The organism is Patulibacter medicamentivorans, from assembly GCF_000240225.1.
Lineage (GTDB): Bacteria > Actinomycetota > Thermoleophilia > Solirubrobacterales > Solirubrobacteraceae > Patulibacter > Patulibacter medicamentivorans.
The window spans coordinates 1-13,405 of record NZ_AGUD01000071.1 but is presented as its reverse complement, the minus strand read 5'-3'; the positions used below and the strand labels follow the sequence as shown (position 1 = coordinate 13,405).

Genomic DNA, 13,405 nt, shown 5'->3' with positions numbered 1-13,405 from the left:
GGCCCGCCGAGCCGCCGGGCGGCGCCGGCGCGGCGCCGTGGGTCGGCCCCGACATGGCGGACGTGCGGGGTCAGCGGCTGGCCCGGCGCGCGCTCGAGGTGGCCGCCGCCGGCGGCCACAGCCTGCTGCTGGTGGGCCCACCGGGCACCGGCAAGACGATGCTGGCGCGTCGCCTGCCCGGCCTGCTGCCGCGGATGACCCCCGGCGAGGGGCTCGAGGTCACCCGCATCCACAGCGTCTGCGGTCTGCACGACGGCCGCGGCCTGATCCAGGAGCGGCCCTTCCGCGCCCCGCACCACGGCACCTCGGCGGCCGGCCTGGTCGGCGGCGGCAGCAGCGCGGTCCGGCCGGGCGAGGTCACGCTCGCCCACCGGGGCGTGCTGTTCCTCGACGAGCTGCCGGAGTTCCGCCGCGACGCGCTCGAGGCGCTGCGCCAACCGCTGGAGGATGCCCGCGTCGTGCTGGTGCGAGCGGGCAGCACGCGGACCTTCCCGTCGCGCGTGCTGCTGGTGGCGGCCGCCAATCCGTGCCCGTGCGGCCACCACCCGGCCAGCCGCTGCCGCTGCACGCCGGCCGACCTGGAGCGCTACCGACGCAAGCTCAGCGGTCCGCTGCTCGACCGGATCGACCTGCACGTCGCGTGCCCGCGACCGTCCGGGAGCGAGATCGCCGGTCCGCCGTCGGATTCCTCCGCCCGGATCCGCGAGCGCGTCCAGCTGGCACAGGCCTTCCGCGGCGAGCGACGGGGCGCCCGCGGGCCGCGCCCGCTGGAGCAGGACCTCGACGCCGACGCGCGGACGATGCTCGACCGCTGCTACCGCAACGGGGTGCTCTCGGCGCGGGGCAGGGCACGCGTGCTGCGGCTGTCGCGGACGGTCGCCGACCTCGACGCGACCGAGGTGATCGGCGCCGCGCAGCTGGCCGAGGCGCTGCAGTTGCGTCAGGAGGTCGCCGACGAGGACCGGGAGCTGGCGGCATGAGCGCCTGCGCGGCCTGCCTGCGCCGGACCGGCCTGCTGGCGGAGCTGAGCCCGGTCGTCGAGGAGCGCTTCCGCCGCGATCGCCCCGCCGGGCTGCTGGCGCTCGACGACCGGGCGCTGGTGGCCGAGCTCTGCCGCCGCGACGGCCCGGACGCCGCCGCGCTGCGGACGCCGCGGCGCTCCGACGACGACCTGCTGAGCGCCGCGGCGGAGAACGCGCGACGCCACCGGATCGTCGCGATCTGCCGCCACGACGACGCCTATCCGTCGCGCCTGCTCGACCTGCGCGATCCACCGGCGGTGCTCCACGTCCTCGACGGGCCGCAGCGCCTGGCGCAGACGCTCGGCGGCGATCCACGGCGGCCGACGGTGGCGATCGTCGGCGCCCGGCGGGCCCCGGACGAGGGCCGCAGCTTCGCGCGCCAGCTCGGGGAGCAGCTGGCCGGCGCCGGGGTGACCGTGGTCAGCGGGATGGCGTTCGGGGTCGACGCCGCGGCCCACGACGGGGCGCTGCGGGCGGCGCCGGGCGCGCATCGCAACACCGTCGCGGTGCTCGCCGGGGGCATCGAGCGGGCGCATCCGGCGCGGCTGCGGCCGCTCTACGAGCGGATCGTCGACCGCGGCGCGGTGGTCGGCGAGATGCCGCCGGGGGCGACCCCGCGACGCTGGGCGTTCCCGGCCCGCAACCGGCTGATCGCCGCGCTCGCCGACGTCGTGGTCGTCGTCGCCGCGGCCGAGCGCTCCGGGTCGCTGATCACGGTCGACCTCGCCGGCGACCTCGACCGGGCGATCGGGACGGTCCCGGGATCGGTGCTCGACCCGCGGCACCGCGGCTCCAACGCGCTCCTGCGGGCGAGCGCCCACCCGATCCTCGATGCCCAGGACGTCATCACGCTGCTCGGGACGGCGCTCCCCGGACGTTCGGCCGCGGCGCTGCCGGCGATCGATCCGCTCGGCGGACTCGACGGCGCGGCCCGGCGACTGGCCGAAGCGCTGCTGCCGGGGCCGCGGACGCCCGAGCAGCTGCTGAGCACGGTCGAGCGGGCCGACGGCGCGGTCGCGGAGCGCGACCTGCTCCTCGGGCTGGCGCAGCTCGAGGCGGCAGGACGGCTGCGACGCTCGCTCGACGGCTCGCTCGCGCTGCTCCCGGCGCCGCTGGCGGGCTCGCCGGGGGCGACGGGGGGCAGGTAGCAGCGACGGCGACGTCCCATCGCGATAGCCTCGGCACAGATGTCCGGTCGTACCCCCGTCTGCCTGACGATCGCCACCTCCGACTCCGGGGGCGGCGCGGGGATCCAGGCCGACCTCAAGGCGTTCGCCGCCGCCGGGGTGCACGGAACCAGCGCAATCGTCGGCCTGACGGCGCAGAACACCGTCGCGGTGACCCGGATCGTCCAGATCGACCCCGAGACGATCGTCGAGCAGGTCCGGGCAGTGGTCGAGGATCTCGGCGTCGATGCCGTCAAGATCGGCATGGTCGGGACGAGCACCACGATCGACGCCGTCGCGCGGGCGCTGGAGCTGGTGCCGGCCGACGTCCCCGTCGTCCTCGACCCGGTGATGGTCGCCGAGTCCGGCGCGCGGCTGCTCGAGGTCGAGGCCCATCGCGCGCTCGTCGAGCGGCTGCTGCCCCGCACCACCGTCGTGACCCCGAACCTGCCGGAGGCGCGGGCGCTGGTCGGCGGCCCGGCCGCTCGTGGCGACGCCCGCGGCGCCGCGGGCAGCGCCGGCGACGACGCCGAGCAGCTGGCGGCGGCGATCGCCGCGCTCGGACCCGCCAACGTCCTGATCACCGGCGGCCACCGCGATCGCGCCGAGGACCTGCTGCGCCAGTCCGACGGCACCCTCACGGTGCTCCACGGCGAGCGCCATCCCGACGGCGCCGCCCACGGCTCCGGCTGCACCCACTCCAGCACCCTGGCCGCCCAGCTGGCGCTCGGCCACGACCTGGTCAGCGCGGCGCGCGCCGCGCGGGCGATCGCCGGCGAGGCGGTCCGTCAGGGACTGCGCGACGTCGGACGGGGCGCCGGGCCGGTCGACGTGCTCGGCCTGCCGGAGCTGCGGCTCCGCAGCGCCGCCACGGTCGAGGCCGTCGCGCCGAGCGTCGTCGAGCGGGTCGGTGCGCCATGACGGTGCTCGCGATCGTCGCGGCGGCGGCCTTCGTCCTGCTGCCGCTGATGCTGACCGCCGAGGCCTGGGCGCCAGCCGTGGCCCGTCGCGCGTCCTCCCTCCGCACCTGGATCGGCCGCGGCCGGACCGGGCGCGCCGAGCGCCGGCGGTCCGAGGCGACGGCCCAGGAGCTGCTGCGCACCTGCCTGGACGAGGACAGCTGGGCGATGTACCGGGACCTCGGCTTCGTCCGGGTCTGGGGCCGCAACGACCGTGCGCCGGCGCCCTCGGGCCGCCGTCCGCCCCCCGGCGTCGCCTACGCCTACCTGCTCTACCCGCACGGGCCCTACGTGGTCTTCCTGCCGCAGACGACGACCCTGCTCGGCGAGTGCCGGGTCCAGCTGGCCGGCCTCGACGCCGAGGAGCGCCTGACCGCCAGCGACGACCTCCTGGCCCACTGGATGGCGTTGACCGGCGACGAGCCGGGCGTGATCGCGTCGGCCCGGATCACGACGCCCGGCAACGAGCTTCCCCGCCGGCGGGTGCGACGCGACCTCTGGCGCCTGCGCGAGTGGGAGCGGGAGCGCGGCGAGGCAGCTGCCGCGGGCGCTCGCGAGCAGGCCGCCGGCGCGCTCGCTCGCCGTCGGCGCGCCGCGGGCTGAGCTCGGGCTCACCCCACCGGCCGGCATGGGCGAGCGAGTAGCGTTCGCCGGGATGAGCCGCACGGACGTGGACCTGAAGCAGAACAGCCGCCAGGTCACCGAGGGCCCGCACCGCGCTGCCGCGCGGGCGTACCTGAAGGGGATCGGCTTCGACAACGACGCCCTCGGCAAGCCGATCATCGGCGTCGCGCACGGGTGGATCGAGACGATGCCCTGCAACTTCAACCACCGCGTCCTGGCCAACAAGGTCAAGGAGGGCATCCGCGCCGCCGGCGGCACCCCGATGGAGCTCAACCACATCGCGATCTCCGACGGGATCACGATGGGCACCAGCGGCATGAAGACCTCGCTCGTCTCGCGCGAGGTGATCGCCGACTCGATCGAGCTGGTCGCCCGCGGCCACCTCTTCGACGGCCTCGTCGTCATCACCGGCTGCGACAAGACGATCCCGGCCGGCGTGATGGCGCTCGCGCGGCTGAACATCCCCGGACTGATGCTCTACGGCGGATCGATCCCGCCCGGCCACCTGCACGGCGAGCAGGTCACGATCCAGAGCGTCTTCGAGGCCGTCGGCCAGCATGCCGCGGGCAAGATCAGCGACGAGCAGCTGGACGAGCTGGAGAACGTCGCCAGTCCCGGCGCCGGGGCCTGCGGCGGCCAGTTCACGGCCAACACGATGGCGATGGCGTTCGAGGCGATGGGCATCAGCCCCAGCGGGGCGGCGATGGTCCACGCCCAGGCGCCGAGCAAGCTCGAGGTCGCCTTCAGGACCGGGGAGCTGGCGATGGAGGTCCTCCGCCGCGACCTGCGCCCGCGCGACATCATCAGCAAGCAGTCGCTGCAGAACGCCGTCGCCGCGGTCGCCGGCTCCGGCGGCTCGACCAACGCCGTCCTGCACCTGCTGGCCGTCGCCAAGGAAGCCGGCGTCGACTTCGACATCGACGACTTCGATCGCATCAGCCGCGCCACGCCGCTGCTCTGCGACCTGCTGCCCGGCGGCCGCTACAACGCCGTCGACCTGTGGCACGCCGGCGGCAACCCGGTCTTCCTCGGCCGCCTGAAGGAGGCCGGCCTGCTGCACGAGGACCTGCCGACCGTCACCGGCCCGACGATCGGCGAGCTGGCCGACACCGGCGTCGAGACCGAGGGCCAGCGGGTCATCCGCCCGCTCGACGACCCGCTGCGCGATTCCGGCGGCCTGGCGATCCTCCGCGGCAACCTCGCGCCCGAGGGCTGCGTCGTCAAGCTCTCCGGCCACGAGCGCCGCCGGCACACCGGCCCGGCGCGGGTCTTCGAGCAGGAGTCCGACGCGATGGGCGTGGTCACCTCCGGCGGCATCCGGCCCGGCGACGTGATCGTGATCCGCAACGAGGGCCCGACCGGCGGGCCCGGGATGCGCGAGATGCTCGCCGTCTCCAGCGCCCTCAGCGGCATGGGCATCAGCGGCGAGGTCGCGCTGATCACCGACGGGCGCTTCTCCGGCGCCACCCACGGCTTCTCGGTCGGCCACGTCGCCCCGGAGGCGTTCCACCGCGGCCCGATCGCAGCCGTTCGCGAGGGCGACGAGATCACGATCGACGTCGACGACCGCCGGCTCAGCGTCGCGCTCGGCGACGAGGAGATCGCCGCTCGCTGCGCGGCCTACGAGCCCGTCGTCAGCCCCGACGCGACCGGCGTCCTGGCGAAGTACGCGCGGCTGGTCGGCAGCGCCAGCGAGGGCGCGGTCACGATCGTCGCCTGATCGCCGGGAGTTCCCCGCAAACTCCGCGAATTCGATCGCCGTTCGCCGCTCCGACGCGCCCCGCTGGGCTCGCATGCCGGCCGACACCTGCGAGGATCGACCCGTGGAGACCCCTTCACCGGCCGACCAGCACGCGCCGCCGACCCACGGCGGCGGAGGCACCCCGCTCGACGACCACCTGCCCGTCGTCGAGCCGGATCGCGACCTCGACGACTGGGGCCGCTCCGCGCGCCTCAGCGGCCTGCTCGACCGCACCGTCTGGGAGGCCGCCCACAAGGTCTGGTTCCGGATCGACCTGGAGCAGGCGGCACGGATCCCCAACCGCGGCGGCGCGGTCCTGCTCGTCAACGGCGGCGGCGTCGCGTCGCCGATCGGCCCGCTGCTGGCCAAGGCGATCCGCGAGGACCACCCGCGCCGCCGCGAGTCGCGGATCTGCGTCAAGCCGGCGCTGCTCGACCAGCCCGGCCTGTCGGTGCTGCTGCCGCGGGCCGGCGCCGTGCGCTCCCACCCCGACGACCTCCGGCGGCTGCTCGCCGACGAGGGCGAGCTGGTGGTGCTGCCCGTCCGCAGCGACATGCTCGAGGACGACGAGGCCGCCGGCCAGCTGGCCCGCGAGCCGGCGATCGTCGCCGCGGTCCGCGCCGGCGCGCCGATCGTCCCGGTGGCCGCCGTCGGAGCCGACGACGCCCAGCCGGTGATCGGCCGTGTGCCGCTGCCCGGCGGCCGGCGGCTGCCGATCACGCTGACCTTCCCGCATCTCGGGCCACTCGCGTTCCTGCTCTACCTGCCGGCCAAGGTCCGCCTGCGCGCGCTGCCGCCGATCCACCCCGGCGGCAGCGGCGACGAGCGCCACCAGGCGGTCCGCGCGGCCGTCACCGCCGCCCGTCGGCTGCGCGCCGAGGCAGCCGAGATGACCGGCGAGCGAGGGTCGCGGTGGCTGGGATGAGCGGCGGCGCCCGCGTGCTGGTGACCGCCGCCTCGTCGCGGCTCGGCGCGCTGGTCGTCGGCGAGCTCGAGCGGCGGCCCGACGTCGAGACGGTGATCGCCGTCGACGAGCGTCCACCGGCTGCGCCCTTCGGCGCCGCCGAGTTCGTCCGCCTCGGCGCCGGCTACGCGCAGCTGCCGCGGGTCGCCCGCGCCGCCGCCGTCGACGTCCTGGTCGACATGCGCGCCGCCGCGGCCGTGGCACGGCTCGACGACCGCGCCCTGGCCGCCCACGACGCGATCACCGAGCGGATCACCGCCGCCTGCGTCGAGCCGGGATCGACCCTGCGACGGCTGGTGACGGTCGGATCGGTCCACCGCTACGGCTGGCACCGCGACCTGCCGGCCTTCGTGACCGAGGACACGCCGCCGCCGGAGCCGCCGCGCGGCCCGCTCCAGCGCGCGCTGGCCGGGATCGAGACCGAGGCCCGCGGCGCGGTCGAGCGCCACGGCTCGCTGGAGCTGGCGATCGTACGGCTGGCCGACACCGTCGGGCCGGCGGGCACCGGCCTGCTGCAGGCGGCCGACCGGCTGCCGCTGCTGCCGACCGTGCTCGGCTTCGATCCGCCGATCCAGGTCGTCCACGAGGAGGACGCCGCCCGCGCGGTCGCCCACGTCGTGCGCCACGAGCTGACCGGCACCTACCTGGTCGCCGCCGACGGCACGCTCTCTCTGTCGGAGGCCCTGCGCGAGCTGGAGCGCTCCTACGCGCCGCTGCTGCCGCCCTGGGGCGTCGGGCTGCTGGCCGGGGTGCTGCAGCGCGCGGGCCTGCGGACCGCGCTCGACCTGGCGGGCCAGCTGCGGCACGGGCGCGGGCTCGACAACCGCCGGCTGAAGGCGTCCGGTTTCAGCTTCCGCGCCACCACCCGCGAGGCGCTGCGGGCGGCTTCCGGGGTCCGCCGTCGCCGCCGCGTCCTGCACCCGGGCGAGCCGGCCCCGTACGAGCCCGAGGTCGAGGCGTTCCTGCGCTACAGCCCGTCGGTCCGCGACGGCGATCCGAACGCCCACGACGACGCGGGGCCCGGGATCGGGGCGCTCGAGGTCGACGCGCTGGTCGCGCTGCTGCCGTCGCTGGATCCAGAGGCGCTCAGGGCCCTGCGCGCGCACGAGGACGCGGGCCCGGCGCGACGCCGGATCCTCGACGAGATCGACCTGCTGCTGCAGCGCAGCTGAGCCGGGGGCCGAGCGGCCCTCGTCGTCCCTCGCGGCGGCGCTGGTGCGACGTTGTGACCAGCGGTCGTTGTACGTTGTAGACGCCAACGGGGTTGCAAATCGGCTTGCCGCCGCACCCCCTCGGTACCATTCCACCCTGCCGCCATGCGCCAACGGACCGTCATCGCCCTCGCGAGCGTGCTGCTCGTGCTCTTGCTCGCCTGCGGCGGGGTCCTCGTCGCCGACGCCGCGACCGGCAAGAAGATCCCCGCCGGCGTCAAGATCGGCGGCGTCGACGTCGGCGGCCTGAGCGCCGGGGACGCGCGCGCGAAGGTCCAGGCCGAGATCGTCGACAAGCTCCGCCAGCCGATCCGGGTCGTGCACTCCGACAAGGAGTGGACCCTGACGGCGAAGACGGCGAAGGTCCGGGTCGACATCGACGGCGCCATCCGCGAGGCGATGCGGACCGCCGACGAGGGCAACGCCTTCTCGCGGGTCTACCGCCGGATCACCGGCGGCACCGTCGACCGCGAGATCGAGACGACCAGCTCGTACTCGAGGGCGTCGATCTCGCGGCTGATGGACCGCGTCGCCCGCGGCCTCGAGCGCGACCCGCAGGAGGCGTCGGTGACCCTCGACGCCGGCAAGCTCGACGTCCATCCCGGACGCGTCGGCCTGCGGCTCGACCGCTCGCGCGTGTCGTCGCTGGTGCGCAAGGCGGTGCTCGATCCCTCGGCGCCCCACCAGGTCTCGGCCTACACCCGCAAGCGGCAGCCGAAGACGACCACCGCCGACGTCCGCAAGAAGTACTCGACGGCGCTGGTCGCCAACCGCAGCACGTTCAAGCTGACGCTCTACAAGAACCTGCGCCCGGTCACGACCTACGGGATCTCGGTCGGCTCCGTCGGCCACGACACCCCGGCCGGCCAGTACACGATCGGCAACAAGGCCGAGAACCCCGCCTGGCACGTGCCGAACTCGGCCTGGGCCGGCAAGCTCGCCGGCACGGTGGTGCCGCCGGGCCCGTCGAACCCGATCAAGGCCCGTTGGCTGGGGATCTACGACGGCGTCGGCATCCACGGCACCAGCGACGACGCGTCGATCGGCACCAACGCCTCGCACGGCTGCCTGCGGATGCACGTCCCGGACGTGATCGCGCTCTACCCGCGCGTTCCGGTCGGCACGCCGATCTGGATCATCTAGCGGGCGACGTCCGCAGGCGGTCAGCTGTCGAACGGCGAGGGCGACATCTCGACCGGGCCGACCGGCCCGCCGTCCGGGCCCGCGGCCGGCCCGAAGGTGACGATCTCCTCGGCGGGCACCTCGTCCCAACCCTGCTCCAGGAGCAGGGAATGGTGGTCGCTGTGCCGAAAGGCCACGGTACCCAGCCAGATCCCGCGCTCACGCTTGCGGAGCACCACGTACCACAGGGTCGAGGCGTCGACGTCACTCCGGATCGGGTGCCAGGGACGCTTCGGCGGGTCGACCCCGTTGTGCAGGTTCGCCGCCATCAGCTGACGCTTGGTCGCCACCCGGCCGGTTTCGAAGTCGATGAAGAACGACGCCACGGAAGCAGAGGATAGGCCCGACCCGCTCACCGCCGCGTGGACGGACGCCCTCGACCTGCTGGAGGCCGAGCAGACCCGCCGCGGCGCGGCCCCGCGGACGCGGATGGCCTACGCCGGCGACCTGGAGCGGTTCGCCCGCTGGTGCATCGCCCGCGGGGTCCCCGGGCCGGCCGCCGTCGACGTCCGGACCGTCCGCCGCTACACCCAGTCGCTGACCGAGCGCGGGGCGGCCGCGAGCACCGTGACCCGCGCCCTGGCGGCCCTGCGCGCCGCCTTCCGCGCCCTCCAGAAGGCCGGGCGCGTCGAGGGCAACCCGGCCGAGCTGGCGCCGGGACCGCGCCGTCCCCAGCACCTGCCGCGGGTCGTCAAGCCGGCCGAGGCGGCGAAGCTCCTGGACGAGATCCCGGCCGACGCGGACGCGCTGGCGCTGCGCGACCGGGCGATGCTCGAGCTGGCCTACGGCGGGGGCCTGCGCGCCGCCGAGCTAGTGCGGCTGGACGTCGTCGACATCGATCTCGACGGGATGCAGCTGCGCGTGACCGGCAAGGGCGAGAAGACCCGCACCCTGCCGCTGGGGGATCCGGCGGCGGCGGCGATCGAGCGCTACCTCGGCCGCGGGCGACCGACGTTGCGCGCGCCGGCGGTCGACGAGCCGGCGCTGCTGCTCTCGCGCCGCGGCCGCCGGCTCTCGACCAGCGACGTGCGGCGGCGGCTGCATCGTTGGGTGCAGGAAGCGGGCCTGCCCGGCGATCTGCACCCGCATGCCCTGCGCCACAGCTTCGCCACGCACCTCCTGGACGGCGGAGCAGACCTTCGTGCGATCCAGGAGCTGCTGGGACACGCACGTTTGTCCACGACCCAGGTCTACACTCGGGTAGAGTCCAAGCGGCTGAAGGCGGCGTACCGCCGCAGTCATCCAAGAGCGTGAGCTGCGGGGAGGGGATGGTCCCGCCGTGGCGATCACTCACGAGACCAGGGTCACGAACCAGGTGCACGTCGAGCCTCGACCGACCGATCTCCGAGAGCTGTGGAAGCGTCTCCGCGAGTCCGGGGATGCCTACGCCCGCGAGCAGCTGGTGCTGGCCCACGCGCCGCTGGTGAAGTGGGTCGCCGGGCGGATCGCGGCCACGCTGCCGCCGCACGTCGAGGAGGGCGACCTGATCTCGTACGGCCTCGTCGGCCTGACCTCGGCGGTCGATCGCTTCGACCCAGATCGCGAGGTCCGCTTCGAGACCTACGCCGTGACCCGGATCCGCGGCGCGATCATCGACGAGCTGCGCTCCCAGGACTGGGTGCCGCGGTCGGTCCGCAGCCGGGCGCGCGAGATCGAGCGCACCCACACGAAGCTGGAGCACCAGCTGCATCGGGCGCCGACCGACGAGGAGATGGCCGACGCCATGGACCTCTCGGTGCGCGACTTCCAGGATGCGCTGCTGCAGGTCTCCCAGGCGACGGTCCACGCGCTCGACGAGCTGTGGTCGGTCGGCGACGCCTCCGGCGACCAGGTCTCGCTGCTGGACACGATCCAGGACGAGCGGGCCGACGATCCCGAGCAGCTGCTGGCCGAGCAGGACCTGCGCGACCAGGTGGGCGACGCGATCCAGCGCCTGCCCGAGCGCGAGAAGGTCGTGATCGCCCTCTACTACTACGAGAACCTGACGCTGCGCGAGATCGGCGAGGTCCTCGGCGTGACCGAGTCACGGGCCTCGCAGCTGCACACCAAGGCCGTGCTGCGGCTCCGTTCGCGGCTCGCCGGCGGCGACGTCGAGAACGCCTGAGGGCTCGCCGATCCGGTGGCCTGAACGGCCAGACGACGGCCGGCGGGGCGGGGGCGACGAGCGTTCGCGCGCCACCTCCGCCGAGCGCTGAACGCGGGCTCCCGGCGCGGCTGCGGGGCCCGGTCTGCTGCTAGCCTCGATCTGGTGTCGACCCCCGGCAACTACCTCGTCTGCTCGTCCTGCGGGCGCCACCTGCTGCGCGGCGAGGCGCCCGAGGTCTTCCTCCACGACGGCGAGCGCCGCGAGGTCTGCGAGCTCTGCGTCCCGCGGGCGCTGCACGCCGGCTGGATCCGGGTCGGCGTTGGCGATGCGCCGACGCTGGAGCCCGATCGCGGGGCGCGGTCGCTGCTGGAGCGCTTCAAGCGCGGTCGCCGTCCCGGCCGCCCCGCCGAGGGTCGCCGCGAGCGCGCCGGCCGGACCCGGCAGCGGCCGACCGCGGCCGAGACGATGGCCGAGCACCAGGCGCAGGACCTCTCCGCCCCGCCGCCCCAGCGCCGGCGGCCGCACCGGATCGAGGACGAGATCGAGGGCCTGGCCGTCGCTCAGGAGGAGCCCGCCGCGCCGCTCGCCGACTACGCCACCACCGCCGGTGGCGATCGCGCCTCGGTGACCACGGCGGGGGCCCGGATGGCCGCCCGGGCCGTCGACCTGTACAACCACTCGTCCCACCCGCGCCTGATCGCGGGCGTCGCCCGGTCGCTCGGCGCGCCCTGGGTCACGGTCCGCAACGTCGGCGGCTCCCGGATGCAGGTCGTGATCGCCTGGGAGCTGACCTGGTACCGCTTCGAGCTGGACCTGGCTCGCGAGGCCGACGGCGTTCGCGACGCCGGGCACGGCACGTCGCTGGACGAGCTGCAGCCGGGCGAGGTGGCCCCGAACGCCGTCAGCGACGAGCACGGCTACCTGTACCTGCAGGCGGGCGCGACGGCCGCCTGAGGCCGGGCGCCCTTCCTACTGCTCGCGCGGGGGCCGGCGGCCCTCGCCGATCCGCCGCTCGCGGGCCTCGCGCTTGGTCTCGAGATCCTCGATCTCCTCGCGCAGCTCCAGGAACGAGCGGCGGCGGCCGTCGGACAGCTCGCCGGCCTCGACCGCGGCCAGCACGGCGCACCCGGCCTCGCGGTCGTGGCGGCAGTCGGCGAAGCGGCACTGGGCGGCGAGCGCCTCGATGTCGGCGAACGCCTCGGCCAGGCCGCCGGTGTCGCGGACCATGCCCAGCTCGCGGGTGCCGGGGGTGTCCAGCAGGCAGGTGCCGTGGCCGTCGGAGAGCGGGACCAGCTCGCGGGCGGTCGTGGTGTGGCGGCCCTTGGCGTCGGTCGTGCGGACGGCGCCGGTCGCCAGCACGTGCTCGCCGAGCAGCGCGTTGATGATCGACGACTTGCCGGCCCCGGACTCGCCGATCAGGGCGGTCGTCTGGCCCTGCGGGAGCAGGCTCAGCAGCTCGCTGAGCCCGCGGCCGTCGCGCTTGCTGACGGCGACGGCGGGCGTGCCGGGCGGCGTCGCGTCGCGGACGGCCTTCCACTCCTGGGGGAAGCCGAGGTCGATCTTGGTGGCGACGACGATCGGTCGCGCGCCGCCCTCGTGGGCCAGGACCAGCGAGCGCTCGATTCGGCCGGGCCGCAGCGGCCGGTCGAGGGCGTGGACGACGACCACGGCGGCGACGTTGGCGGCCAGCACCTGCTCGAGCAGCTCGCGCGACGGGTCCCGGCGGCCGATCCGGCGGTCGCGCGGCGCGACGCCGACGACCAGCAGCCGGTCGTCGCTCTGATCGCGCTCGACGGCGACCCAGTCCCCGACGGCCAGCGGCGTGTCGAAGCGGTCGTCGTCGAAGGTCGAGGCGCGGGGGAGGCGCGAGACGCCCGGCCGCCGGCCGAGGTCGGTGACCAGGTGGCAGCCGCCGTACTCGATCCGGGCGACGCGGGCGGGACGTCGGTCGCCGGTCAGGAGCGGCGCCAGCCGCTGGGCGACCGTCTCGTCCCAACCGGCGGCGGCGAGCGGGTCGGGAACGTCCCACAGATCGGCGACCTGCGTGGCGGCGTCACCCGTGGCACCGGTGGCCGCGCCCTCCAGGGCGCGGGCCTCCCCGGTGTCGGCGTCGATCATGCCGCGGCAAGCCCTGGTCGCATCCCGGCGATCCTACGCGGTCGCGGTCCTGGAACCCAGCCCCCGTCGACCGGCCCCACGCGCCCACGCGGCACGCTCTCCGCCGGCTCGCTATATTTCTCGTCCCGCGCGGATGTAGCTCAGTTGGCTAGAGCGTCTGCTTGCCATGCAGAAGGTCGTGGGTTCGAGTCCCATCATCCGCTCCTCTCGAAGCCCCTGCGAATAGCAGGGGTTTCGTCGTTCTTGGGGCGGTTGGCGGGGCGCGATTCGTGGCTCATGTCCCAGGCACTAGTTGTAGGTCCTAAGGACGTTGTTCCATCCGGGGTGCTCCG

General features: G+C 75.2%; 13 protein-coding genes and 1 tRNA gene. 12 read left to right on the top strand and 2 right to left on the bottom strand.

The genetic code is table 11. The features are described 5' to 3' along the window. From PAI11_RS07035 to PAI11_RS24065, 8 genes are all read left to right on the top strand, one after another. Positions 1–980, top strand: a 980-nt coding sequence (locus tag PAI11_RS07035) for a YifB family Mg chelatase-like AAA ATPase (RefSeq protein ID WP_138974149.1), incomplete at its 5' end; no start/stop codon positions are given. Beyond that, positions 977–2,170 carry a DNA-processing protein DprA gene (locus tag PAI11_RS24070; RefSeq protein ID WP_007572371.1) on the top strand — a complete coding sequence of 398 codons (1,194 nt, stop codon included), beginning with the start codon at positions 977–979 and terminating at the stop codon, positions 2,168–2,170. The genes PAI11_RS07035 and PAI11_RS24070, both read left to right, overlap by 4 nt. A 39-nt stretch (positions 2,171–2,209) precedes the next feature. Continuing rightward, entirely contained in the window at positions 2,210–3,109 is a 900-nt protein-coding gene (thiD, locus tag PAI11_RS07025; RefSeq protein ID WP_007572362.1) for a bifunctional hydroxymethylpyrimidine kinase/phosphomethylpyrimidine kinase, read from the top strand. Beyond that, the gene (locus tag PAI11_RS07020) at positions 3,106–3,750 is read left to right on the top strand and encodes a hypothetical protein (RefSeq protein ID WP_007572360.1); all 645 of its coding nucleotides are present in this window, start codon (positions 3,106–3,108) and stop codon (positions 3,748–3,750) included. Before thiD ends, PAI11_RS07020 begins: the two co-directional genes overlap by 4 nt. 52 nt (positions 3,751–3,802) lie before the next feature. Then, positions 3,803–5,491: a dihydroxy-acid dehydratase gene (ilvD, locus tag PAI11_RS07015; RefSeq protein ID WP_040598884.1), complete on the top strand. Its 1,689-nt coding sequence runs from the start codon at positions 3,803–3,805 to the stop codon at positions 5,489–5,491. A 103-nt stretch (positions 5,492–5,594) separates the two neighbouring features. After that, positions 5,595–6,437 (top strand): lysophospholipid acyltransferase family protein, encoded by an 843-nt coding sequence (locus PAI11_RS07010; protein ID WP_007572355.1) that lies wholly within the window; start codon positions 5,595–5,597, stop codon positions 6,435–6,437. Next, positions 6,434–7,648 (top strand): NAD-dependent epimerase/dehydratase family protein, encoded by a 1,215-nt coding sequence (locus tag PAI11_RS07005; protein ID WP_040598881.1) that lies wholly within the window; start codon positions 6,434–6,436, stop codon positions 7,646–7,648. The genes PAI11_RS07010 and PAI11_RS07005 overlap by 4 nt, the downstream gene beginning before the upstream one ends. Before the next feature lie 144 nt (positions 7,649–7,792). Then, positions 7,793–8,830, top strand: coding sequence for a L,D-transpeptidase family protein (locus tag PAI11_RS24065; RefSeq protein ID WP_007572342.1), 1,038 nt, complete (start codon positions 7,793–7,795; stop codon positions 8,828–8,830). Positions 8,831–8,850: 20 nt separating this feature from the next. Here the strand turns inward: PAI11_RS24065 and PAI11_RS06995 are convergent, their stop codons facing one another. Beyond that, positions 8,851–9,195 carry a hypothetical protein gene (locus tag PAI11_RS06995; RefSeq protein WP_007572341.1) on the bottom strand — a complete coding sequence of 115 codons (345 nt, stop codon included), beginning with the start codon at positions 9,193–9,195 and terminating at the stop codon, positions 8,851–8,853. Between PAI11_RS06995 and PAI11_RS06990 the strand changes: the two genes are divergently transcribed. The 3 genes from PAI11_RS06990 to PAI11_RS06980 all read left to right on the top strand — a co-directional run bounded on the left by PAI11_RS06990 (position 9,179) and on the right by PAI11_RS06980 (position 11,909). Beyond that, the gene (locus PAI11_RS06990) at positions 9,179–10,123 is read left to right on the top strand and encodes a tyrosine-type recombinase/integrase (protein ID WP_007572339.1); all 945 of its coding nucleotides are present in this window, start codon (positions 9,179–9,181) and stop codon (positions 10,121–10,123) included. The genes PAI11_RS06995 and PAI11_RS06990 overlap by 17 nt on opposite strands. A gap of 25 nt (positions 10,124–10,148) precedes the next feature. Further along, a complete protein-coding gene (gene whiG, locus PAI11_RS06985; protein ID WP_007572337.1) occupies positions 10,149–10,973 on the top strand; it encodes an RNA polymerase sigma factor WhiG in 825 nt (274 codons plus the stop codon). A 144-nt stretch (positions 10,974–11,117) separates the two neighbouring features. Beyond that, positions 11,118–11,909, top strand: a complete 792-nt coding sequence (locus PAI11_RS06980; RefSeq protein ID WP_007572335.1) for a hypothetical protein — start codon at positions 11,118–11,120, stop codon at positions 11,907–11,909. Between the two features lie 15 nt (positions 11,910–11,924). Here the strand turns inward: PAI11_RS06980 and rsgA are convergent, their stop codons facing one another. Continuing rightward, positions 11,925–13,073, bottom strand: a complete 1,149-nt coding sequence (rsgA, locus tag PAI11_RS06975; RefSeq protein WP_007572333.1) for a ribosome small subunit-dependent GTPase A — start codon at positions 13,071–13,073, stop codon at positions 11,925–11,927. A 129-nt stretch (positions 13,074–13,202) separates the two neighbouring features. Here rsgA and PAI11_RS06970 point away from each other — a divergent pair. Then, positions 13,203–13,276, top strand: a tRNA-Gly gene (locus PAI11_RS06970). Positions 13,277–13,405 lie beyond the last annotated feature (129 nt).

Bases quoted from the DNA above. Each gene is read 5' to 3' on its own strand.
- PAI11_RS07005 (WP_040598881.1), top strand. From the start codon at position 6,434: ATGAGCGGCGGCGCCCGCGTGCTGGTGACCGCCGCCTCGTCGCGGCTC.
- PAI11_RS07020 (WP_007572360.1), top strand. From the start codon at position 3,106: ATGACGGTGCTCGCGATCGTCGCGGCGGCGGCCTTCGTCCTGCTGCCG.
- PAI11_RS24070 (WP_007572371.1), top strand. From the start codon at position 977: ATGAGCGCCTGCGCGGCCTGCCTGCGCCGGACCGGCCTGCTGGCGGAG.
- rsgA (WP_007572333.1), bottom strand. From the start codon at position 13,073: ATGATCGACGCCGACACCGGGGAGGCCCGCGCCCTGGAGGGCGCGGCC.
- thiD (WP_007572362.1), top strand. From the start codon at position 2,210: ATGTCCGGTCGTACCCCCGTCTGCCTGACGATCGCCACCTCCGACTCC.
- ilvD (WP_040598884.1), top strand. From the start codon at position 3,803: ATGAGCCGCACGGACGTGGACCTGAAGCAGAACAGCCGCCAGGTCACC.
- PAI11_RS06990 (WP_007572339.1), top strand. From the start codon at position 9,179: ATGAAGAACGACGCCACGGAAGCAGAGGATAGGCCCGACCCGCTCACC.
- PAI11_RS24065 (WP_007572342.1), top strand. From the start codon at position 7,793: ATGCGCCAACGGACCGTCATCGCCCTCGCGAGCGTGCTGCTCGTGCTC.